Origin of the sequence: Ensifer sp. YR511 (assembly GCF_900103045.1) — a bacterium.
Taxonomy (GTDB): domain Bacteria; phylum Pseudomonadota; class Alphaproteobacteria; order Rhizobiales; family Rhizobiaceae; genus Ensifer; species Ensifer adhaerens.
In genome coordinates, this window is sequence record NZ_FNGR01000021.1 from 95,714 (window position 1) to 115,724 (window position 20,011).

Here is a 20,011-nt window from a genome sequence, read left to right on the forward strand (position 1 = left end):
TAACGGGGTCGCTTTCCAGATGACAACACAGTATAGATGCGCGGGTTTGAGAACAGCGCAGCCTCGGTTGCGCGCCTGAACAGGAAGAGAATTATGACGAATGTCGTAGTGGTCGGCTCCCAATGGGGTGACGAAGGCAAAGGCAAGATTGTGGATTGGCTCTCCGAGCGCGCGGATATCGTCGTGCGCTTTCAGGGCGGTCACAATGCCGGCCATACCCTGGTGATCGACGGCGTCAGCTACAAGCTGTCGCTCCTGCCCTCCGGCGTCGTGCGTCCCGGCAAGCTTGCCGTCATCGGCAACGGCGTCGTGATCGATCCGCACGCGCTGATCGCCGAAATCGACAAGCTCGGCAAGCAGGGCATTGCGATCACGCCGGACAATCTGCGCATCGCCGACAATGCCACCCTGATCCTGTCGCTGCACCGCGAGCTCGACGGCATCCGCGAGGACGCCGCCTCCAACAGCGGTACGAAGATCGGCACCACGCGCCGCGGCATCGGTCCGGCTTACGAAGACAAGGTCGGCCGTCGCGCCATTCGCGTCATGGATCTTGCCGACCTTGACACGCTGCCGGCCAAGGTCGATCGCCTGCTGACGCACCACAACGCGCTGCGCCGCGGCCTCGGCGAAGCCGAGATCAGCCATGACGCGATCATGCAGGAGCTTTCGTCGGTCGCCGCCAAGGTGCTGCCGTTCATGGACACCGTCTGGGTGCTGCTCGACAAGGCTCGCCGCAAGGGCGCCCGCATCCTGTTCGAAGGCGCGCAGGGCACGCTGCTCGACATCGACCACGGCACCTATCCGTTCGTCACCTCGTCGAACACGGTCGCCGGCCAGGCTGCCGCCGGCTCGGGCATGGGCCCGGGTTCGCTCGGCTATATCCTCGGCATCACCAAGGCCTATACGACGCGCGTCGGCGAAGGTCCGTTCCCGACTGAGCTTACCGATGAAATCGGCCAGTTCCTCGGTGAAAAAGGTCATGAGTTCGGCACGGTCACGGGTCGCAAGCGTCGCTGCGGCTGGTTCGATGCGGCTCTGGTGCGCCAGTCGGTCGCCGCCAACGGCATCACCGGCATCGCGCTTACCAAGCTCGACGTTCTCGATGGTCTCGACGAACTGAAGATCTGCATCGGCTATACTCTGGATGGGCAGCAGATCGACCATCTGCCGGCAAGCCAGGCGCAGCAAGCTTCGGCAAAGCCAGTGTATGTTACGCTTGAAGGATGGAAAGAATCGACGGTTGGCGCGCGCAGCTGGGCAGATCTTCCGGCGCAAGCGATCAAGTATGTCCGCCAGGTGGAAGAACTGATCGGTGCACCGGTTGCTCTTCTTTCGACCAGCCCGGAGCGGGACGACACAATACTTGTGACGGACCCCTTTGAGGACTAGTGTCGGCGAACTGACATTGCGTCGTGATCGCAAAGACATACCTGGGCGTATGAGAAAGTACTAATGGCGGACTTTGTTGCAGTTATTCGCAGGACCGTTGACGGCCTGTCGGAAAACACACCTGAAATGCGGGACAGGGTATACGAGAAGGCGCGCGCGGCCGTGCGCCGCCAACTCGAAAACATGAACCCGCGTCCGTCGGACGACATGATCAATCGCCAGCTGGCGAAGCTCGAAAATGCGATCGCCGAGGTCGACAGCGAACATGCCGAGGCCCTGCCGGCGCTCGATGAGCCGGAGGTAGCCGAGGCGGAGACCGTCGAACCGGTTGCCTCGGACGCTGCCGTAGACGAGCCCGTTCCGGAACCGGAACCGGAACCGGAACCGGAACCGGAACCGGAACCGGAACCGGAACCGGAACCGGAAGCTCAGTCTGCGCCGGTTGCCGAAAGCGAACCGGTGGCTGTTGCCGAGCAGGTCGAACAGCCGGCCGCGGAACCGGAAAGCGCCGCCGAGCCCTACCACCATGTCGAGGCTTATGAGGAACCGACGCATGTCGTCGAGCCTCATGCTGAACTGGCCGAGGAAACTCCGGTCGAGCCGGTAGAATACGAACCGGTCGTTGAGCCTGCCGAAGCCGTTGCGGCGCCGCTGGACGAAAGTCCCGTCGTGGCTCAGCCGCAAGAAGACGCGCCAGCCTACGAAGCGCCCGAGTATTCGGAGCCGGTGGCAGAAACGCAGGACACATCGGAGCCTTCCCCGTCGGTCGAGGCGCTGCACCATGCCGCGCATGAGCCGGCCTGGGAGGAAGCGCCGGCGGCAAACGCCGAGCAGAAGCCGGCACTCTCGGAGTGGGACCTGCCCGAGTGGGAGACCGTTGGTCCGACTTCGACCGTCGCTCCGGTTGCCGAACACCTCAGCGACGAGCGTGCCGCCGAGGCCCACGAACCGGATAACGCGCCCGAGCTCCTGGGGATGCATCCGGTCGCCGAGCCGGACCAACATGCGCCTGAGGCGACGCCCAAGGCGGACCCGGTGCGCGGCTGGTCGTTCGACGACAATGACCCCTTCGCGGCGATCGAAGAGCGGCGGGCCGAGAAGACTTCCGAACCGGAGATCAGCGACTGGTCATGGCCGGTCGAAAAGCCTGTTCAGGCTACTGCCGCACCGGCGGCACAGAACCAGCAGGAACGCGCTGGTACCGCTTGGGATCATATCGACGACCTGCTCGGTTTCGAGGACGCGGCCAATGCTGCTGCGGCGGGAGCCGGAGCTGCGGCCGCAGCACGCGAGCCGGAACGGGCTGGCGAAGCAACCCCGGCGGCGCCGAGGCCGACATCTTACCGGGCCACGCCGAAGCCGTCGCGCTTCAGCATTAAGCGTCTCGCAATTGCGGGCGTCGCCCTGCTGGCGCTTGGCGGCGGCGGGTTTGCCTACTGGCAGAACCGCGAAGCCGGCAATGCCTGGATCTCCGGCATGGTGGCGTCGATAACCTCGGTGGTGTCAAACATCGGCGGAGCGCCGGCAGAACAAAGCACGCCGCCGCAGCCCGCTGGCGAAACCGCCACGCAGGAACCGGCTGCGCACGACGATACCGTCGCTCCGGACAACAGCTCGACCAAGTTCACGCAGCGCCTGATGGCGGACGGATCGGAGACCGACGACGGCCCGGCCAACCCAACCGGCGAGAGCGCGGCGCAGGAAGGCAAGTCCGTGGCGCCGCAGACCGAGGCAGGCAAGCCTGTCGAAGCGGCCGCCGGGCAGGGCGGCACGACCGGCCAGGCCGGAGCGCCGGCGACAGGACAGCCGTCGGGCCAGCCGAACCAGCCTGAAGTCGCGCTTGCGACCGGCGAGAAGATGTTCCTCTACGAGGAGCGCCTTGGCCAGTCTTCGCCCACGGCCGTTCCGGGGACCGTGGCATGGACGGTGAAGGAGGAGTCGCCTGGCGGCGACGCCAAGCCCGAACCGGCAATCCAGGCCCAGATCACCGTTCCCGACCGTGGCCTCACCGCGCTGATGACGATCAAGCGGAATGCGGATCCGTCGCTGCCGGCAAGTCACGTCATCGAATTCGTGTTCTCGCTGCCGTCGAACTTCGAAGGCGGCGCTATCGACAGCGTCCAGCGCGTATCGATGAAGCGGACCGAGCAGGACCGGGGAGACGCCTTGATCGCGGTTCCGGCCAAGATCACCGACGATTTCCACATGATCGCGCTGAACGATGCGACGGACGCCATCGGCAACAACACCGAACTGCTGCGTAGCCGCAGCTGGATCGATATTCCGCTCACCTATCGCAACGGCCGCCGCGCGCTGCTGACGCTTGAAAAGGGGCAGAGCGGTACGGATGCCTTCAACCAGGCGATGCGCGCCTGGTCGACGACGGGAACGGCTGCCGAAAGCAACAGCCAGTAAGCTCGATAAGAGCGGTAGATACAGAAAACCCGGCGGAAGCAACCGCCGGGTTTTTTGTTGGTTTTCGCGCTCTTGAAGCAGAACCTTTGTTGAAGTGCTGCAGTCGCCTCAGGCGCCTTCGACGACGCGCAAGGAATTGGCGCGCTCCAGCGCTGCCTTGCGCACGGCATCCTGAACCTTTTCGAAGGCGCGAACCTCGATCTGTCGGACGCGCTCGCGGCTGATGTCGAACTCGGCCGAAAGATCCTCAAGCGTCAGCGGATCTTCGGTCAGACGGCGTGCTTCGAAGATGCGACGCTCACGGTCGTTGAGCACCTTCATCGCGTTCGCCAGCAGCGCCCTGCGGCTTTCGAGCTCGTCCTGCTCGATCAGGATTTCTTCCTGGTTGTCGTGATCGTCGACGAGCCAGTCCTGCCATTGGCCGGAATCGCCTTCGCTCGCCTTGATCGGCGCATTGAGCGAGGCGTCGCCGGACAGGCGGCGGTTCATCGACACGACTTCGTCCTCGCTCACCTTGAGCGTGGTGGCGATTTCCTTGACCTGCTCCGGCTTCAGGTCACCCTCATCGAGTGCCTGGATCTTGCCCTTGAGGCGGCGCAGGTTGAAGAACAGCCGCTTCTGGTTGGCGGTCGTGCCCATCTTGACCAGCGACCACGAGCGCAGGATGTACTCCTGGATCGCCGCCTTGATCCACCACATTGCGTAGGTGGCGAGACGGAAGCCGCGATCGGGTTCGAACTTCTTCACGGCCTGCATCAGGCCGACGTTGCCCTCCGACACGACTTCGCCGATCGGCAGGCCGTAGCCGCGATAACCCATCGCGATCTTGGCGACGAGGCGAAGGTGGCTTGTGACGAGCTTGTGTGCCGCTTTGCGGTCGTCATGTTCCTGGTACCGCTTGGCGAGCATGTACTCTTCCTGCGGCTCCAGCATCGGGAACTTGCGAATTTCGTCGAGGTAACGATTGAGGCCGCCTTCTCCAGCGGCAATGGACGGCAAATTGTTTCGGGCCATATGAAGCACCCCCCTTTTTAGTCTCCGGCCTCCGGTCGGCAAGCCGGGCATGTGGGTCTTCGTCAAGACCCCACGAACGTAGAAAATAAGTACGGCGAAAGCATGATTCAAGGAGTCCGGTTCACAAGCATGTGACGCCGGAGCGACGGAAATGTCACGAATAGAGGCTCGCCTTAGATCGGAATTCTTTCGCCGGATTTCAAGGGGCGGTCACTCCCCGCTGCGCAGCGCGTCGATCAGCGCTGCCATGTCGGCCGGCATCGGTGCTTCGAAATGCATGGTCTCGCCGGTCGAGGGATGTTCGAACTGCAGCATGAAGGCATGCAGCGCCTGGCGGTGAAACTGATTGACCACGGTCTTGGCGGCCTCCGGCAGAAGGTTCGCCTTGGTTCTGAAGGCGGCGCCGTATTCGGGATCGCCGATCAGCGGGTGGCCGATATGAGCCATGTGCACGCGGATCTGGTGGGTCCGGCCCGTTTCCAGGTGGCATTCGATGGTCGAGGCGAGCGAGGTGCCGTCGGGCTTTTCGAGATAGCGCTCGACCACCTCGTAATGGGTAATCGCCTCGCGGGCGTCGTCGCTGCCCTCGCGCTTGACCGCGCGCTTCGTCCGGTCGCCGGCGCGGCCGAGCGGCGCGTCGATCGTACCCTTCAGTTGCCGTGGCCGCCCCCAGACGACCGCCCGGTAGGCGCGCTCGAGCGGGCCGGTGCGGCCGTGGTCGGCAAACTGGTCCGAGAGATGGCGATGGGCCGCATCGTTCTTGGCGACGACCATGACGCCGCTCGTCTCCTTGTCGAGGCGATGGACGATGCCGGGGCGCTTGACGCCGCCGATGCCCGACAGGCTGCTGCCGCAATGGTGGATCAGGGCGTTGACCAGCGTGCCGGTCCAGTTGCCGGCGCCCGGATGCACGACAAGGCCGGCCGGCTTGCACAGCACGATCAGGTCGCTGTCCTCATAGAGCACGTCGAGGGGAATGTTCTCGCCCTTCGGCTCGGGATCTTCCGGCTCGGGCAGGTCGATCTCGAAAACGTCGCCCGGTTGTACCTTCTTTTTCGGTTCGCTCACCGGCTTGCCGTTGACCGACACCGCACCCTGTTCGATCAGGGCCTTGATGCGGTTGCGGGAGAATTCACCCGAAAGTGCGTCCGTCAGGAAGGAATCGAGCCGCCCTGCGGCATCCTCGCCCGCCGTCAGGACTTTCCTATTGGCCGTTGCTTGTTTAAAGGGGTCGTTCATTCCGCTAAAAATCCGAAAAAAGGCCAGCCATGACCGCAATCGAGCCCGACGACCAGGAAGACAAGCCGCTAGATCCGGCGATGGAAAATGTCCGCCGCAAGATGGTGAAGCTGCAGCTCGTCTCGGCCGGCGTCATGTTGGTCATGCTTATGGCTGTCCTTGGAACGATTGTCTACAAGCTGACACGCACGGATGAGAAAGCGCCGGCCCAGACGTCCGCTGCCGTCGTCCCGAGCGAGGCACCGCTCAACGCCGTTGCCGCGCTGCCCGCAGGCTTCACCGTGACGAATGTCGCGCTTTCGGGCTCGCAGGTGCTGTTCTACGGCAACCTGCCCGGCGCCGAGCCGCGCGCCATCGTCTTCGACATCGGCACCGGCCGCATCGTTGCGGATATTACCGTTCGGACGAACTGACGGCATGCCAGGCGCCCTCCCGCCCGTCTTGCGCATCGACGATCCCGCCGATCCCCGGATCGCCGGTTTCGTCTCGATCAAGGAGCGCGATCTGACGGGGCGGCAGGGTCGCTTCATCGCCGAAGGCACCGTGGTGCTGCGCATGCTGGCTGCCGCGCACGAGACCGGCCGTGGCTTTGCGGCCGAGGCCCTCCTGCTTCTGGAAAACCGTCTGGAGGGCGTTGGCGACATTCTTCGGCGTTTCCCGCCTGACGTGCCGGTCTATGTGGCGAATGCGCAGGTGTTCGACGCGATCGCCGGCTTCAACATGCATCGCGGCGTGCTGGCACTCGGGCGCCGCGAAGGCGAGCCGGATCGCGACGCGCTGATCGCGTCGCTACCCGCGTCGAGCCTGGTGCTGGCGGCGTGCGGCATCTCCAACCACGACAATATGGGTGCGCTTTTCCGAAACGCCGCGGCCTTCGGGGTCGATGCGGTGCTGATGGACGAGACGAGCTGCGATCCGATGTACCGCAAGGCGATCCGCGTTTCCGTCGGTTCCGTGCTGACGGTGCCTTTTGCCCGCGAAGGGTCCGTTGCCGTCATGCTGCAGCAGCTGCAGGATGCGGGCTTTGCAATCTGGGGCCTGTCGCCGGCGGGAACGATCGACATCGGGGCGATCCCGGCGGCACAGCGCACGGCGCTTCTGATGGGGACCGAGGGCGAGGGGCTGCCGCAATCGGTGATGACGGCGATCCAGACGGCGCGCATCCGCCAGCGTCCTGGGCTCGACAGCCTCAATGTGTCGACCGCGGCGGGCATCGCATTGCACCAGGTGGCATTGATCAACGGCCGGATCTGACGGTTCGCACTGGTGTAAGGGCAGATGATTCCGACCGCTGCGCGCACTACTCGCGCGGCAGGATGTCCTTGACGCGCTTTGCCAGGCTTTTCCTGTTACCGGTGCCTTCTTCCTCGCCCGAGAGCAGGCCGAGGATGGGGGAGGCGGCGCCTTCGTTCGTCGCCGTCAGTGCGACCATGCCCGCGGCGATTGCTGCGACTTCATCACGAAGCGCCTCGTCATGGGCTGCGGACTTGGAGTTGGTTAGGCGCTCCGAAAGGGCGGTGGCGCGATTGCGCAGGTCGTCGGCGGCGACGATGGAGCCGGGCTCCCCTCCTACGGATTGGGCCGGTTCCGCGGCGCCGTTGGCGGCCGGTTCGGATGCCGGCTTGCGGTCGCGGCGCAGGGGAAAGGCGACGCCCGCGGCGCGGAGAGCCTTGGCGGCGTCACGCATTTCCTGGTTGGTGTCCTTGACCTTGGCTTTCAATCTCTCGATTTCCCCGGCGCGCCTTTCGAGCGCGCTCTCGCGATCGGCGCTGGTCGCCATTTCGCGCGCAAGCTTGTCTTCCAGCCGGTGAAGGCGGGTCCCGTCGCGCGACAGGCGGAGCTCCATTTCCTTTGCATGGGTGGTCTCGGTCTTCAAGTCGCTGCGCAGGGCTTCGCGCTCGTCGCGCAGCGTGGCAATCCGGCTCTTCAGATGCTCGACCTCGGTCTCGCGCGCAGCCAGATCGATCCGCAGATTGTCGGTCTGGGCCGCATCCTGGGCGAGCTGGGCGTCGCGCTTTCTGATCTCGTCAGCCTTGCCGGCGTTGTCCCGCTCGACGCTGTCGAGGGTCGCCTTCATGCGTTCCAGCCGCTGTTCGAACTGGCGGATGGCCGAGCGCATGTCTGCCGCCTCAACGTTCATGTCGGCCAGCTGGGCGTGCAGATCGGCGTTTTCGCCACTGAGGCGACGGGCTTCCTGCAGGCTCTTCTCGTTGGTCAGCATCAGCGACACGCCCTTGTCCCGTTCGCGCTTCAGGGCCTGAAGCGTGCGGGCATTCTCGGCGGCAAAGGCGGCGCGGGCAGCATCCTTTTGCGCGCGCACCTCCTGAGGGCTGAGCGGCATCGTCGCTTTCAGCCGGTCCTCGGCGAAACGCACGATCCGGCGGTGGATCGCCGGTGCGACCAGGAGACCGATGATGATCGCCGTCAGAAAGCCCAGGGCAAAGAGAAGCGAGAATTGGATCACGAGCTGGCCGTTTCGAAACTGGACCGGAAACCGAACCGCCTGCCCGGCCACAAAGGGCACGGCAGGCGCTCCATCTTCCGCTTCCTTGCACTAAACATGACGTTTCGTGCGCTGCAAGTCTATGGTGCCGGATTTTGCGACAGGCAGGTCCGGCAACGGTCTTAGAAGGGATTCCAGGTGGGGGTCTGGGTCATCTTGAGGTAGCCGACATTGACGCCGAGGCGCGCGCCGATGCCAGTGCGGATCGGCACCACGACGATGTTCTCGTCGGTCAGCACCGTCATGCCGACGCCGGCAACCACATAGGCCGAGCCGGAGACGCCGCCGAAGCGCTTGTAGAGCGCCGGCACGCTCGGCAGATTGTAGACGAGCATCATCGCGCGGCTGCCTTGGCCACCCCAGTCGATGCCGAGCGACGGACCCTGCCAGAAGACGCTGTGCTGTCCGGCATTCTTGGTGTTGAGCTCGCCTTCGCCATAGGTGAGGCCGGCGATGAACGCGCCTGAGCCTTCCTGCCCGAGAATGTAGCCGTTCGGCAGGCCGTAGCGTTCAAAGGCACGTTCGACGACCTTGGCAAGGCCGCCCGAAGTTTCGCCGAAGAAGCCGTGACCGGCATCGACGATTTCCTGCATGGTGTATTGGCTGTTGTTGTTCGCCGACTGGGCGTGCGCAGCGGACAGGGCGCCGGCGACCAGAAACATCGTGGCCAGGACAACACGGCGAGCCGATGTGGCTGCCTTCATGATCTGATGCATCATATCCTCCGTCAGGCGCGAAAATTGCTCGCTTGCGGGTTTGCAGTGGCCGACAGTCAGATCACTGCTCGGCCAGTTGGGGTCTGGACCAATGCCATGCAATTTGAACTGATGGTCTTAACAATCGGTTTACCAAATGTGGTGTCATTATGTTCCACTGATGAACGGCTGCGCCGGGCAGCTCATGACTTGCGTCTTCACGCGTGAGGCTTTACCGGCGTGACCACGGCGCGTGCTCCAGGCGACGGCCGATGGCACCAAACAAGGAACTAAGATGGCAACGAATCCGAACCTGACATTGACGGGACCCGATCTGGCCGCGCTTCTGTGCAGCCGGGTTTGCCACGACATCATTTCCCCGGTCGGCGCCATCAACAACGGCCTGGAACTGCTCGACGAGGGCGGCGCCGATGCCGATGCGATGGACCTCATCCGCACGAGCGCGCTCAACGCCTCTGTCCGGCTGAAGTTTGCGCGCCTTGCCTTCGGTGCCTCGGGTTCGGTCGGCGCGTCGATCGACACTGGCGAAGCGGAAAAGGCCGCCAAGGATTTTGCCGCTGCCGAGAAGAAGACCGAGGTCAATTGGCACGGCCCGCGGGCGATCATCGCCAAGAACCGGGTCAAGCTGCTTCTGAACCTCTTCCTGATTGCCTACGGCGCCATTCCGCGCGGCGGCTCGATCGACGTGACGCTCGAGAATCCGGAATTCGACGCCGCGTTCACGCTCGTTGCGAAGGGCCGGATGATGCGGGTACCGCCGAGGCTGGTGGAACTCCTGTCCGGCACGCCGGAAGAGGCGGTCGATGCCCATTCGATCCAGCCCTATTACACCGTGCTTCTCGGCGAGGAGGCGCGCATGGACATCGCCGTTACCTCGACCGGCGAGGAAATCATCTTTACGGCCAAAATGCAGCCTGAGGTTTAATTCGACGGCGCCAGGTATTCCGATTTCTTGACTTCTCGACAGCCGCCGGGTGCCATCGCATCCGGCGGAAACGTATCTGCCATATGCGTTTCGATCTCGCTCGCATTCTGGAAAATTTAATGTTTTCAGAGTGTTGATCCCGCATGAAAAAGCTTCGTTAAGCAAACTCCGTAACGAAATCTTTCCCAAATTTGTATAGAGTTGTTTCAGGAATGCCGATACGCGTATAGGTAAGTGGCGAAGGGAGTTGGACATGCGACGTTTGATGATTGCCGACGGCTCGGATGTCGTGCGGAAAGTTGGAAAACGTATCCTCTCCGGCATGGGCTTCATGGTTTACGAGGCGTCGAACAGCCTCGAGGCGCTTGTGCGCTGCGAAGCGGAACTCCCGAACATCCTGATCATCGACGCGGGTCTCGAAGGCGCGCTCGAGCTCATCGGCAATATTCGCCGGTTGCCGAACGGCCCTTCGGTGCGGATCTATTACTGCGTCGTCGAGGCAGACCTGAAGAAGATGATGGCCGGCAAGCGCGCTGGCGCGGACGACTTCCTGCTGAAGCCTTTCGACCGCAAGATCCTGACCAGCGTTTTCGCGAGCCAGTCGATGGCGGCCTGAGCCGCCTTATCCTGATCTGTTTGCAGCAAAATCAAGCCGTGGCGTTTGCCGCGGCTTTTTGTTGTGTGCGGAGCGGGCGAGCGGATCAGATTTTCGAGCGTCGGGGAAGGGGAGGGTGCAGGCGCGCGCAACCCTGGCATCCGCCGGGCATTGCAGGACCGGCAAGCGTGGTCGTTTGCGCGCAAAACAAAACCCGCCTCATAGGCGGGTTTTGCGAAACTCTTGAATGTCGGGCCCGCATCATGCGGGGATCGATGCAAGCCCTGGCGGGGAATCAGGCAGTTTCGGCGTATTCGGCACCATCCGGCTCGCGCAGCACATAGCCGCGGCCCCAGACGGTTTCGATGTAGTTGGCGCCGCCGGCGGCGTTTGCAAGCTTCTTGCGCAGCTTGCAGATGAAGACGTCGATGATCTTCAGTTCCGGCTCGTCCATGCCGCCGTAGAGGTGGTTCAGGAACATTTCCTTGGTGAGCGTCGTGCCCTTGCGCAGCGAGAGCAGCTCGAGCATCTGGTATTCCTTGCCGGTCAGGTGGACGCGCTGTCCGCCGACTTCAACCGTCTTGGCATCCAGGTTGACGATGAGCTCGCCGGTGGAGATGACCGACTGGGCGTGGCCCTTGGAGCGGCGGACGATCGCATGAATGCGAGCGACCAGTTCGTCCTTGTGGAACGGCTTGGTCATGTAGTCGTCTGCGCCGAAGCCCAGGCCGCGAACCTTGTCTTCGATGCCGGCCATACCCGAAAGAATCAGGATGGGTGTCTTCACCTTGGAAAGACGCAGCGTTCTCAAGACTTCGTAGCCGGACATGTCCGGCAGATTGAGGTCGAGAAGGATGATGTCGTAGTCATAAAGTTTGCCGAGATCGACGCCTTCTTCACCGAGATCGGTGGTGTAGACGTTGAAACTCTCGGACTTGAGCATCAGCTCAATGCTCTGAGCCGTTGCACTGTCGTCTTCAATTAATAGAACCCGCATATTCTTCCCCTTTTCCGCCGCCCAAGGTTGTCGTGGCACCCTTACGCGATACGGATCCAGTCGTTGCCTGATTTGGAGGCTGCCACCAAATGGTTAACAAATTCTGATTCCCTCTGGCAAGGTGTATCGAGTTTGTTAAATATTTTTAGCAGTCTCCTGATTTCAAACGTGAATCCAGAACGGCTAATCTCATGTGAAACATGAGGAAATGCCGTTATCTGACTCTTCTGACTCGTTAATGCCGGGGCGGTCACATTTCGTGCCTCAGCATTTACGGAGCCTTAAATCATCACGCCTATGATTAACGATGCCCGTAAACGAAAGGTTACCAGCGGTAGGCTTTTGTTAATATCGCTGAAGATTTTTCGTTTCCGGCCCTGTTCGGGCCGGCTCGCGGGCAAATCAGTAACCGGGGTCTCGTTATCCACGGGAGTATTGCGTATGAAAGCACGTGAGAGCCTTGTCCGCCTGAAGGAATTTCAGGTCCGGGAGAAGCAGCGTCAGCTGAACCAGCTTCAGATGATGATGGCTGAGTTCGAACGGATGACCAAGGATCTGGAAAATCAGATTATTTTCGAGGAGAAGAAGTCGGGTATCTCCGATCCCCAGCACTTCGCCTATCCCACCTTCGCCAAGGCCGCACGTCAAAGAGCCGACAATCTTCAGGTTTCCATTCGCGAACTGAAGACGCAGCAGGATGCTGCCGAACTCGCGCTCGAAGAAGTGCAGGCTGAATACGCGAAGGCGGCGGCCCTCGAAGAGCGGGACACGTCGACCCGCCTGCGGGCATAGCTGCGGCTCCTGCGCCAAAATCCGGCGCAGCGGGCCGTAACGCCTTGTTCCAAAGGGTGATTTGAACCCCGAGCCGGATCCGGCAAGGGGGATTTGTCCGTTGGACGGGCCGATTGCCCGTTTCGGAGCAGATGGTTCCATCCTTGACGGATCATGCGGCTGGCATGATCCGATCCGGCACGATCGTGACAAGACAAAAAGACCCGCCCGATGCCTCGGCATCCGGGCGGGTCTTCTCATTTTGAGGCCTGCAGGGCCGCGCCTCTTTCAAGATGCGCCAAGGTCGCGATTTCGATTTAAGATTTGTGCCGTGGCTGCCGCGGTTGTCTCAACCCTGGATGACATCCTGCCATTCGGGATGCCGCATCGCCTGGGCCTTCATGAAAGGGCAGAGCGGAATGATCTTCCAGCCGCCCTTGCGGGCTTCCTCGATCGCATGCTTGGCCAGCGCCTGGCCGACACCCTTGCCGCGCAGAGCATCCGGAACGAGCGTATGATCGACGATGATCAGTTGAGGCGAGGTGCGCGAATAGGTCATTTCACCGGTATGGCCTTCGACTGATGTCGAGTAGCGGCCGTGCGATCCGGTTTCCTCGTGCATAATTTCCATGGCAGCCTTCCTTGATGAACGGGTTTGTCTGCGTGGAAGCTAGCGCAGTTTTCCGCAAATCGGAATCGCCTGCCCCGCCATCGCCGGAGGACAGAGCGTTCGTTAAACGCAACCAATGCCGGTGCGCGCGGGACCTGGAAAAACGACGGCGGCGGCCCCGGGAAACCCGGAGCCGCCGCGCGACCTATGGCCCTGTGATGGGCGAACTAGTGGCGATACTGCTGGATGCGAGTGGTGCGCAGGCCGGCGAGACCGTGATCGTTGATCGAGGACTGCCAGGACAGGAACTCCTCGACGGTAAGGGTATAGCGTTCGCACGCCTCTTCCAGGCTCAACAGGCCACCGCGCACGGCGGCAACAACCTCAGCCTTCCTGCGGATCACCCAGCGCCGGGTATTAGCCGGCGGCAGATCCGCAATCGTCAGAGGGCTGCCATCGGGGCCGATGACATATTTCACGCGTGGTCGCATCATTTCGGTCATGGGACTCTCTACACAAACTCAAGACCATATGACCGTGACCTTAGCCTGCCACATTTAACATTTGCCTAAGCGTCAAGTAACAATTTGCTCATAATTTGAGACACTTCCGGTGGGCTTTTATCCGCGTGTGGCGCCCCTTAGATCTTGGGGCAATATTTCCCCGACTTGTGGAAACGCTTGAGAACAATCCGGATTCTCGCGGAATTGACATGGGAGCCATGCAAATACCACATTTCACTTTAACTAAAATTTTTGGTAACGAAGCCCCGAAATAAGGATGAGCGTCGTATGTACGCTCCCGCATTCATTCTTGGTGCATCGTCATAGTTTTCACAACCGGGCGCGTTTCTTTCGCGGGCAGGCCGGGAGCGGCAGTTTTATTTCGCCTGTCGGGTGAATTTCATGCTCCTGAAGATGTGGGGCGTTGTTTGTATTTCTCTCGACCGGTGCGGTGGCGCCGGGGATGTGGTGATCGCAGATGAAGGAATCGCATGAACCGGCCTTGCTGCGCGAGGCTGAAACGGTGGAGATGTTTTCGGACATCGATACGGCCACCGTCCGCACCGAGTACGAACTTCTGCATCTCATGCGGCGGTTGATCGCGCGCTATGGCTTCGGCCATTTCATGATCGCGCGCATGCCGCTGGCCGAACAGCAGCGCTTTTCCGAGCGGCTAGTGCTCAGCAACTGGCCGTCCGAACTGGTGCGCCAGTACGACGCCTGCGAGACTTTCCAGTCGAGCGGGCTGGTCGAAAAGTTGCGGTTCACCAAGCTGCCGGTGACCGGCGGGGCCGAGCTGCTCGATGTTGCGGCCAAGCCCGCGGACGAGGCCATGGTGCACCGCCTGCTGGCCCATCCGGAGATGGCGCGCCATTTCGCGGTGCTGCTGCACACGAGTGGCGGCGATCCCTTCATCGCCATGCTTTCGGGCCGTCGCGAGGCACCTGCCGGCGTCGAGCGGGCGACGCTGTATCTCACGCTGGTCCAGCTTTTCGAATGCCTGGAGCGCACCTTCGACACCGGCAATACGGCACGTGAAAAACTCTCGAGCCGCGAGTTGGAATGTCTGCGCTGGGCGGCTGCCGGCAAGAGCAGCGACGAGATCGGCATCATCCTGGGGATCTCGACCTACACGGTCAGCAGCTACTTCAAGAGCGCGACCCGCAAGCTCGATGCCGTCAACCGCATGCAGGCGATTGCCCGCGCCATGCGATTGAAGCTGATCTGACGCCTTTAAGGCCGGGCAGCGGCAGCGGCCGGCCTTGCCGCCGGACGGACAAGTTTCTATATGTCGCGGAACTGAAAGTACTGCGGCGCGCTCTATGCATCCGATTGATGCCGGCCGCCGCGGAGCCGAAGATGCCGTGGGCCGAGAGTTCCTCGGCAAAGCATCGCATGAAGCGTGAAACAGGGCAGGCGCAAGGTTGCCGCCCGAAGGCCGGATTGGATCCCGTGAACAGTCTCGATTTTGACCGCAAGCCCGAAGATACGCGTGTCGTCGTTGCCATGTCCGGTGGCGTCGATAGTTCCGTCGTTGCCGGCCTGCTCAAACGCGAGGGCTACGACGTTCTCGGCATCACGCTGCAACTCTACGATCACGGCGCCGCCGTGCACCGTGCCGGCTCCTGCTGTGCCGGCCAGGACATCGACGATGCACGCCGCGTTTGCGAAACCCTCGGCATTCCCCACTACGTGCTCGACTACGAAGCGCGCTTCCGCGAAACGGTGATCAATCCCTTCGCCGAAAGCTATATCGCCGGCGAAACGCCGATCCCTTGCGTTGCCTGCAACCAGACGGTCAAGTTTGCCGACCTGCTTTTAACCGCCAAGGAGCTTGGCGCCGATGCGCTGGCGACCGGCCACTACATCCGCTCGCGCCCGAGCCCGAAACCGCGCTATGCCGGCCAGCGGGCGCTCTACCGGCCGACGGATGCCGATCGCGACCAGAGCTACTTCCTCTTTGCAACGACGCAGGAGCAGATCGACTATCTGCGCTTCCCCTTGGGGCATCTCTCCAAGGCCGAGACCCGCAAGCTCGCCGAGGAGATGGGCCTCGTCGTCGCCCAGAAGGCAGACAGCCAGGACATCTGTTTCGTGCCCCAGGGCAAGTACAGCGACATCGTGTCGAAGCTGAAGCCGAATGCAGCGCTTTCCGGCGAGATCGTGCATCTCGACGGCCGCGTGCTCGGCACGCATGAGGGCATCCTGCACTACACGATCGGCCAGCGCCGCGGCATCGGCGTTGCGACCGGCGAGCCGCTCTACGTCGTCTATCTCGACGCCCGCTCGCGCCGCGTCATCGTCGGCCCCAAGGAGGCGCTGGAAACGCGCCGCGTCTACCTGCGCGACGTCAACTGGCTGGGTGATGAGGACGTCGAAGTGGCCGCTGCGCGGGGCTTTGAATGTTTCGCCAAGGTGCGCTCCACCCGCCAGCCGGCGCCTGCCGTGCTCGCGATGGACGAAGAGGGCATCTATGTGGAGCTTGCGGAAGGCGAAGCCGGTATTGCACCCGGCCAAGCCTGCGCACTCTATTCCGGCGTCGGCGAGGATGCGCGCGTTTATGGCGGCGGATTTATTCGCAAATCGGAACGCGAAGCCGGCGCAGAAGCCGCGCTGAAGGCGCTGCTTTCGGCGCAGGCAGCCGCCTGAAGCCCTTGATTTCCGGGCTGTTGTGAAAACTTCACATTTTCCCGGAGACTTGGGTTGACAGTGGGCGGAAGCGGGCCGTATAAGCCGCCCGTCCAGTCAAGACGGCTTCCACTTCGAAGCCCTGACGCGGTACCCGGCGGAGTAGCTCAGTAGGTTAGAGCAGAGGAATCATAATCCTTGTGTCGGGGGTTCGAATCCCTCCTCCGCTACCATTTGTTCCCGAGTGAATCGATAATAGTTTGCTTGTACGGCATGCGTTACCACCTCGGGGCGAATGAGGTGGTCGATTCATTACGCGTGTAGCTCGCCGCGATTTTCCGGAATTTTGACAGCCAAAACCGGAAAAACTGCAATTCCGGTTCTGGTTGTCAAAAGGCAGCTTGAATTTCACCCTTGCGGGTTGAGCATTCTACTTCAACTCGGCGTGAAGCAGTCGCTGTGGGCCACATGGGCCACCTTCTGTTGTGGCGTGCTCGGCGGGCATATCGGTATATTCGCACCAGCGCTGTCGATCGCGATCGCCCTGCCAGCGACAGTCGCTGCATAGCAGATAATAAGCTTCGTCGTCGTGACCGGCGTCACCGTTCTCAACCTCTTCTGGCGACTCCACTTCGTCCTCATGCAGACGTTCATGGCACTCCGTACACACCGCAACCAATTCGAATAAAAACTCATTCATTCGGTGAGCGTAGGTCAGATGATGGACCTCTCTGGCCTCACTCAGGCCGCATCCTTCGCAGACGCCATTGGCCCTTTTGAGGACGAGCCGCCGCTTATTTTTCCAGGCCTCACTGCGCAGGTACTCGTCGTACTCCTTGAAGAACGAGTTGTTCTTTTCATGCTGCATCCTGGCATGCCGCTGGCGGATGGCATGAAATTCCGACTCCCTCTTGTCATCATAGCGCTCCCCAATGCTTGGATCGACAAAAGGCAGACTTTCGTCCTCTAGCGTCCTTTTTCGGGATCCGCCTATGACGTATCCGCAGTTGAGACATTGTTGGCGAATTTGGACCCCGCCATTTGAGGTAGGGTAGCGCCGCCAGTGGCGGTTTGGGTGAAGCGAACACTTGTCGTCACGCCAAGCATTGGTTTCAGCTAGGTATTCCGGCGTCAAGGCCAGATACACAATGACGCCTGAACCATCTAGGACCACCTTGCTCATTTTCTCTCCATCGACCGAATCTATTCGAATGTGAGAGTAGACCTCAGATGGTTGACACGACCAGTGACCGGACGAGCTCTACCGCGAGACCTCGCGGTAAATCACAAGTGGGGTGATACCGTAGGCACCCGAGGGACGCCCGAGAAATGAACGAGCGATAGGCATCACCAGATCGAGTACGTGCGAGAGACCGTTGGTCGCGAAAAGGAGATTGTTCTGCTCCGGCGAATAGTTCGTCGGAAGAATTAGATCCGGCTCGGCGTCAAGAACGCCGATCATCGTCCAATGGCCGCTGATGCGAGCGCCATGCTTGAGAAAAAGATCGCTGGTGGACCCGGTAATAAACTCTGGGACGAGGGTTGACCATGTCTCTACGGGTGAGGAGCCTGAGGAAGTCATTCTTGCTGTGATTCCGTGGGGCAGCGTTTTAACCATCTCAATGCCGATCTCCATCTGATCGGCACCCGGTGCGTTCTGTCTTCCCTTCTTCGATTGGCCTAAGCCGAGCGTTCGCTTGATGACCGGTATATCCCATACGGCTTTCATCGCCCCAAGGTCGTGGATTTGAAGGCTGCCTGAAACCCTCACAAACTGTCCAACACCAGCTTTGGCTACGTTGTTCTTTATCAACGTGCGGACAGTCAGCATGTCGAGGAGAGTAAGGGCGTTGTTCCAGAGCGGATCATACTGCCTTTCTAGCGACTCCGAGCCTGAATCGCCTGGTCCTCTATCGAAACCGAGTCCCGCATTTGCTCCGGTTCCTAGGACAGAGCCGCCACCCGTAACCTGAATTTTGAAGCCTCGCCTTTGATCCTTGCTTGCGGCTTCTCGCTGTACGATCCGCTCTAGAGCCCCGGAGTCATCAAATTGGGAGAGGAACGATCCGACGCGACGCGCGTCGTTATAGAGAAAATCAAGGACGAAATCGTTTTGGGGCTCGTCTGGCGCCTTTTCGGATGCTTTCACGTCTCTCTTCTGCATAGCCGGCCACTTCCTCATCTTCGCTTTGAGCCGTTTTCGAGTCGGTCTGGGCATTCAATAGCAGACTCTTCAAAAGGCCAAGCAGTCCAAGTGGCTCAACGTCAGTACCCTTTGGTTTCTTTTTGCCCATGTTCGTCTCCTGTCCGACTGGTTCAGTCGAACCTGTGAAAAAGGAACTTAACAGCATTTCCTGCACAGCACACCGTCATCCTTGGGTGGGTGAAGCAAAGCGATGTGTGCCAGCGCTTTGCTTACAGTGCCCTTAAACCGAACAACCGGTAATGATTAGTTCACGAGCGTTCGTGGCCTTTCCAGCACTCACCGAATAGGTCAACTCCGCCTCGTGAAAGGTGAAACCTGCGAACGTTTCCCTGATCTCCGGAACGTCATTTATGGAGAGTATGAAGCTTCCTCGAAGCCGCCTCAAACGCTCTGCAAGGACGGCGAACTGGTCGCGTCCGAAGAGAGCTTTGCCATAGTCGTCTTCGCTGCCGAAGTATGGGGGATCGAGGTAGAAGAGCGTCCCCGAGCGATCGTAGCGATCGAGGAACTCGGACCAATCGAGGTTTTCCAGGATGACGCCGGCCAGGCGCTCATGAACGTCTTCGAGCATCGGCGCCAGGCGCGTCAGGTTGAACCGGGCCGATCGGTCGAGACTGATGCCGAAGTGCTGGCCGTTGACCTTCCCACCGAAGGCAAGCTTCTGCAGGTAGAGGAAGCGGGCCGACCGCTCCAGGTCGGTCAGTGTCGTCGGATCGCACGCCTTCAGCCGTTCGAACTCGCGCCGGCTGGTGATCTGGAATTTCAGCGTATCCATGAACTGCGGATAGTGCCGCTGCAGGATCCGGAAGAGGTTCACGACCTCGCCGTTTCGGTCGTTGATGACCTCGCTCTTCGGCGCGGCCGTGCGCCGGAAAAAGACACCGCCCATGCCGACGAAAGGCTCGGCATAAGTGGTGTGTTGGATGGTCGAGATCATCCCGACCAGGCGGCTCGCCAGTTGCCTCTTGCCACCGATCCAGGCGGCGGGAGGGAGCGTAGGCGAAACCGCCCGCATGTCTTCAATAAACACCATTTCAAAAAGCTCTCGACTCAGTCACTAAGAGCCCGCCCTGCAGGGTACGGGTGCGACGGTTATCGATTAGCGCTGTCGGACGGGATAGAGCCGCGAACTTGACCCCGTCGTTGGTGCGTTAGCGCGGGTAATCCTCCCGCAAAATAACGGGCTTCAAAAGTAGAATTTTCTCGGGCTTTATGATCGAGGAGATTTTGATGAAGACGAGCAGATTTAGCGAACCCCAAATCCTTGCCATCCTGCGCCAGGCGGAAGGCGGTGTACCGGTACCGGAGCTGTGCCGGGAACACGGTATGAGCACGGCGTCCTTTTACAAGTGGCGAGCCAAATACGGCGGTATGGATGCCTCGATGATTAGCCAAATGAAGGCTTTGGAAGAGGAGAACCGACGGCTCAAGAAGATGTATGCGGAGATGAGCATGCAGGCAGACCTTCTGAAGGAGGCCCTGGGAAAAAAGTGACGC

19 protein-coding genes, 1 tRNA gene and 1 pseudogene are annotated in these 20,011 nt (G+C 61.0%); 11 read left to right on the forward strand and 10 right to left on the reverse strand.

Going from position 1 to position 20,011, the window contains the following annotated elements:
• The first annotated feature begins 93 nt into the window (after window positions 1-93).
• Window positions 94-1,392, forward strand: a complete 1,299-nt coding sequence (locus BLU15_RS27305; protein ID WP_034806437.1) for an adenylosuccinate synthase — start codon at window positions 94-96, stop codon at window positions 1,390-1,392.
• Window positions 1,393-1,455: 63 nt separating this feature from the next.
• Complete coding sequence (locus tag BLU15_RS27310) at window positions 1,456-3,807, forward strand: hypothetical protein (protein ID WP_090299764.1); 2,352 nt, start codon at window positions 1,456-1,458, stop codon at window positions 3,805-3,807.
• Between the two features lie 108 nt (window positions 3,808-3,915).
• Here the strand turns inward: BLU15_RS27310 and rpoH are convergent, their stop codons facing one another.
• Window positions 3,916-4,821: an RNA polymerase sigma factor RpoH gene (rpoH, locus tag BLU15_RS27315; RefSeq protein ID WP_034806441.1), complete on the reverse strand. Its 906-nt coding sequence runs from the start codon at window positions 4,819-4,821 to the stop codon at window positions 3,916-3,918.
• A gap of 210 nt (window positions 4,822-5,031) precedes the next feature.
• The gene (locus BLU15_RS27320) at window positions 5,032-6,060 is read right to left on the reverse strand and encodes an RluA family pseudouridine synthase (RefSeq protein ID WP_090299766.1); all 1,029 of its coding nucleotides are present in this window, start codon (window positions 6,058-6,060) and stop codon (window positions 5,032-5,034) included.
• 29 nt (window positions 6,061-6,089) lie between these two features.
• Here BLU15_RS27320 and BLU15_RS27325 point away from each other — a divergent pair, with 29 nt between their 5' ends.
• Together BLU15_RS27325 and BLU15_RS27330 are read left to right on the forward strand one after the other, a co-directional pair.
• Window positions 6,090-6,473 (forward strand): hypothetical protein, encoded by a 384-nt coding sequence (locus BLU15_RS27325; RefSeq protein WP_034806447.1) that lies wholly within the window; start codon window positions 6,090-6,092, stop codon window positions 6,471-6,473.
• A 4-nt stretch (window positions 6,474-6,477) separates the two neighbouring features.
• Window positions 6,478-7,314, forward strand: a complete 837-nt coding sequence (locus BLU15_RS27330; RefSeq protein ID WP_034806450.1) for a TrmH family RNA methyltransferase — start codon at window positions 6,478-6,480, stop codon at window positions 7,312-7,314.
• Window positions 7,315-7,360: 46 nt separating this feature from the next.
• Here BLU15_RS27330 and BLU15_RS27335 read toward each other — a convergent pair whose 3' ends face one another.
• Window positions 7,361-8,524, reverse strand: a complete 1,164-nt coding sequence (locus BLU15_RS27335; protein ID WP_060518656.1) for a hypothetical protein — start codon at window positions 8,522-8,524, stop codon at window positions 7,361-7,363.
• A 161-nt stretch (window positions 8,525-8,685) separates the two neighbouring features.
• On the reverse strand, window positions 8,686-9,279 hold the full coding sequence (locus BLU15_RS27340; RefSeq protein ID WP_082566315.1) for a DUF1134 domain-containing protein: 594 nt from the start codon (window positions 9,277-9,279) through the stop codon (window positions 8,686-8,688).
• Between the two features lie 274 nt (window positions 9,280-9,553).
• Between BLU15_RS27340 and chpT the strand changes: the two genes are divergently transcribed.
• Together chpT and BLU15_RS27350 are read left to right on the forward strand one after the other, a co-directional pair.
• Window positions 9,554-10,204 (forward strand): histidine phosphotransferase ChpT, encoded by a 651-nt coding sequence (gene chpT / locus BLU15_RS27345; RefSeq protein WP_060518553.1) that lies wholly within the window; start codon window positions 9,554-9,556, stop codon window positions 10,202-10,204.
• 253 nt (window positions 10,205-10,457) lie between these two features.
• The gene (locus BLU15_RS27350; protein ID WP_034806707.1) at window positions 10,458-10,820 is read left to right on the forward strand and encodes a response regulator; all 363 of its coding nucleotides are present in this window, start codon (window positions 10,458-10,460) and stop codon (window positions 10,818-10,820) included.
• A gap of 274 nt (window positions 10,821-11,094) precedes the next feature.
• On the opposite strand, the gene ctrA is transcribed toward BLU15_RS27350, so the two are convergent.
• Window positions 11,095-11,796, reverse strand: coding sequence for a response regulator transcription factor CtrA (ctrA, locus tag BLU15_RS27355; RefSeq protein ID WP_025424706.1), 702 nt, complete (start codon window positions 11,794-11,796; stop codon window positions 11,095-11,097).
• A 441-nt stretch (window positions 11,797-12,237) separates the two neighbouring features.
• Here ctrA and BLU15_RS27360 point away from each other — a divergent pair, with 441 nt between their 5' ends.
• Window positions 12,238-12,588 carry a flagellar export protein FliJ gene (locus BLU15_RS27360; RefSeq protein ID WP_034806460.1) on the forward strand — a complete coding sequence of 117 codons (351 nt, stop codon included), beginning with the start codon at window positions 12,238-12,240 and terminating at the stop codon, window positions 12,586-12,588.
• A gap of 328 nt (window positions 12,589-12,916) precedes the next feature.
• Here BLU15_RS27360 and BLU15_RS27365 read toward each other — a convergent pair whose 3' ends face one another.
• Together BLU15_RS27365 and BLU15_RS27370 are read right to left on the reverse strand one after the other, a co-directional pair.
• Window positions 12,917-13,198, reverse strand: a complete 282-nt coding sequence (locus BLU15_RS27365; protein ID WP_060581188.1) for a GNAT family N-acetyltransferase — start codon at window positions 13,196-13,198, stop codon at window positions 12,917-12,919.
• 206 nt (window positions 13,199-13,404) lie between these two features.
• On the reverse strand, window positions 13,405-13,680 hold the full coding sequence (locus BLU15_RS27370; protein WP_003527546.1) for a CtrA inhibitor SciP: 276 nt from the start codon (window positions 13,678-13,680) through the stop codon (window positions 13,405-13,407).
• 478 nt (window positions 13,681-14,158) lie between these two features.
• On the opposite strand from BLU15_RS27370, the gene BLU15_RS27375 reads away from it, so the two are divergent.
• The 3 genes from BLU15_RS27375 to BLU15_RS27385 all read left to right on the forward strand — a co-directional run bounded on the left by BLU15_RS27375 (window position 14,159) and on the right by BLU15_RS27385 (window position 16,541).
• Window positions 14,159-14,908 carry a helix-turn-helix transcriptional regulator gene (locus BLU15_RS27375; protein ID WP_034806462.1) on the forward strand — a complete coding sequence of 250 codons (750 nt, stop codon included), beginning with the start codon at window positions 14,159-14,161 and terminating at the stop codon, window positions 14,906-14,908.
• Window positions 14,909-15,075: 167 nt separating this feature from the next.
• Window positions 15,076-16,329 (forward strand): tRNA 2-thiouridine(34) synthase MnmA, encoded by a 1,254-nt coding sequence (gene mnmA / locus BLU15_RS27380; RefSeq protein WP_051659745.1) that lies wholly within the window; start codon window positions 15,076-15,078, stop codon window positions 16,327-16,329.
• A gap of 135 nt (window positions 16,330-16,464) precedes the next feature.
• Window positions 16,465-16,541, forward strand: a tRNA-Met gene (locus tag BLU15_RS27385).
• A 197-nt stretch (window positions 16,542-16,738) separates the two neighbouring features.
• On the opposite strand, the gene BLU15_RS27390 is transcribed toward BLU15_RS27385, so the two are convergent.
• The 3 genes from BLU15_RS27390 to BLU15_RS27400 form a co-directional block, all read right to left on the reverse strand.
• Window positions 16,739-17,491 carry a hypothetical protein gene (locus BLU15_RS27390; protein WP_090299768.1) on the reverse strand — a complete coding sequence of 251 codons (753 nt, stop codon included), beginning with the start codon at window positions 17,489-17,491 and terminating at the stop codon, window positions 16,739-16,741.
• 78 nt (window positions 17,492-17,569) lie between these two features.
• Window positions 17,570-18,472, reverse strand: a complete 903-nt coding sequence (locus tag BLU15_RS27395) for a DUF6414 family protein (RefSeq protein ID WP_143034269.1) — start codon at window positions 18,470-18,472, stop codon at window positions 17,570-17,572.
• A gap of 262 nt (window positions 18,473-18,734) precedes the next feature.
• Window positions 18,735-19,547 carry a DNA adenine methylase gene (locus tag BLU15_RS27400; RefSeq protein WP_090299772.1) on the reverse strand — a complete coding sequence of 271 codons (813 nt, stop codon included), beginning with the start codon at window positions 19,545-19,547 and terminating at the stop codon, window positions 18,735-18,737.
• A 197-nt stretch (window positions 19,548-19,744) separates the two neighbouring features.
• Between BLU15_RS27400 and BLU15_RS27405 the strand changes: the two are divergent.
• Window positions 19,745-20,005 (forward strand): annotated as a pseudogene (locus BLU15_RS27405) (transposase); the annotation flags it as partial.
• Window positions 20,006-20,011: the final 6 nt, after the last annotated feature.

Excerpts from the sequence above, each read along its gene's own strand:
- BLU15_RS27305 (WP_034806437.1), top strand. The coding sequence starts at position 94 with ATGACGAATGTCGTAGTGGTCGGCTCCCAATGGGGTGACGAAGGCAAA.
- BLU15_RS27310 (WP_090299764.1), top strand. The coding sequence starts at position 1,456 with ATGGCGGACTTTGTTGCAGTTATTCGCAGGACCGTTGACGGCCTGTCG.
- rpoH (WP_034806441.1), bottom strand. The coding sequence starts at position 4,821 with ATGGCCCGAAACAATTTGCCGTCCATTGCCGCTGGAGAAGGCGGCCTC.
- BLU15_RS27320 (WP_090299766.1), bottom strand. The coding sequence starts at position 6,060 with ATGAACGACCCCTTTAAACAAGCAACGGCCAATAGGAAAGTCCTGACG.
- BLU15_RS27325 (WP_034806447.1), top strand. The coding sequence starts at position 6,090 with ATGACCGCAATCGAGCCCGACGACCAGGAAGACAAGCCGCTAGATCCG.
- BLU15_RS27330 (WP_034806450.1), top strand. The coding sequence starts at position 6,478 with ATGCCAGGCGCCCTCCCGCCCGTCTTGCGCATCGACGATCCCGCCGAT.
- BLU15_RS27340 (WP_082566315.1), bottom strand. The coding sequence starts at position 9,279 with ATGCATCAGATCATGAAGGCAGCCACATCGGCTCGCCGTGTTGTCCTG.
- chpT (WP_060518553.1), top strand. The coding sequence starts at position 9,554 with ATGGCAACGAATCCGAACCTGACATTGACGGGACCCGATCTGGCCGCG.
- BLU15_RS27350 (WP_034806707.1), top strand. The coding sequence starts at position 10,458 with ATGCGACGTTTGATGATTGCCGACGGCTCGGATGTCGTGCGGAAAGTT.
- ctrA (WP_025424706.1), bottom strand. The coding sequence starts at position 11,796 with ATGCGGGTTCTATTAATTGAAGACGACAGTGCAACGGCTCAGAGCATT.
- BLU15_RS27360 (WP_034806460.1), top strand. The coding sequence starts at position 12,238 with ATGAAAGCACGTGAGAGCCTTGTCCGCCTGAAGGAATTTCAGGTCCGG.
- BLU15_RS27365 (WP_060581188.1), bottom strand. The coding sequence starts at position 13,198 with ATGGAAATTATGCACGAGGAAACCGGATCGCACGGCCGCTACTCGACA.
- BLU15_RS27370 (WP_003527546.1), bottom strand. The coding sequence starts at position 13,680 with ATGACCGAAATGATGCGACCACGCGTGAAATATGTCATCGGCCCCGAT.
- BLU15_RS27375 (WP_034806462.1), top strand. The coding sequence starts at position 14,159 with ATGAAGGAATCGCATGAACCGGCCTTGCTGCGCGAGGCTGAAACGGTG.
- mnmA (WP_051659745.1), top strand. The coding sequence starts at position 15,076 with ATGAAGCGTGAAACAGGGCAGGCGCAAGGTTGCCGCCCGAAGGCCGGA.
- BLU15_RS27390 (WP_090299768.1), bottom strand. The coding sequence starts at position 17,491 with ATGAGCAAGGTGGTCCTAGATGGTTCAGGCGTCATTGTGTATCTGGCC.
- BLU15_RS27395 (WP_143034269.1), bottom strand. The coding sequence starts at position 18,472 with ATGCAGAAGAGAGACGTGAAAGCATCCGAAAAGGCGCCAGACGAGCCC.
- BLU15_RS27400 (WP_090299772.1), bottom strand. The coding sequence starts at position 19,547 with ATGGTGTTTATTGAAGACATGCGGGCGGTTTCGCCTACGCTCCCTCCC.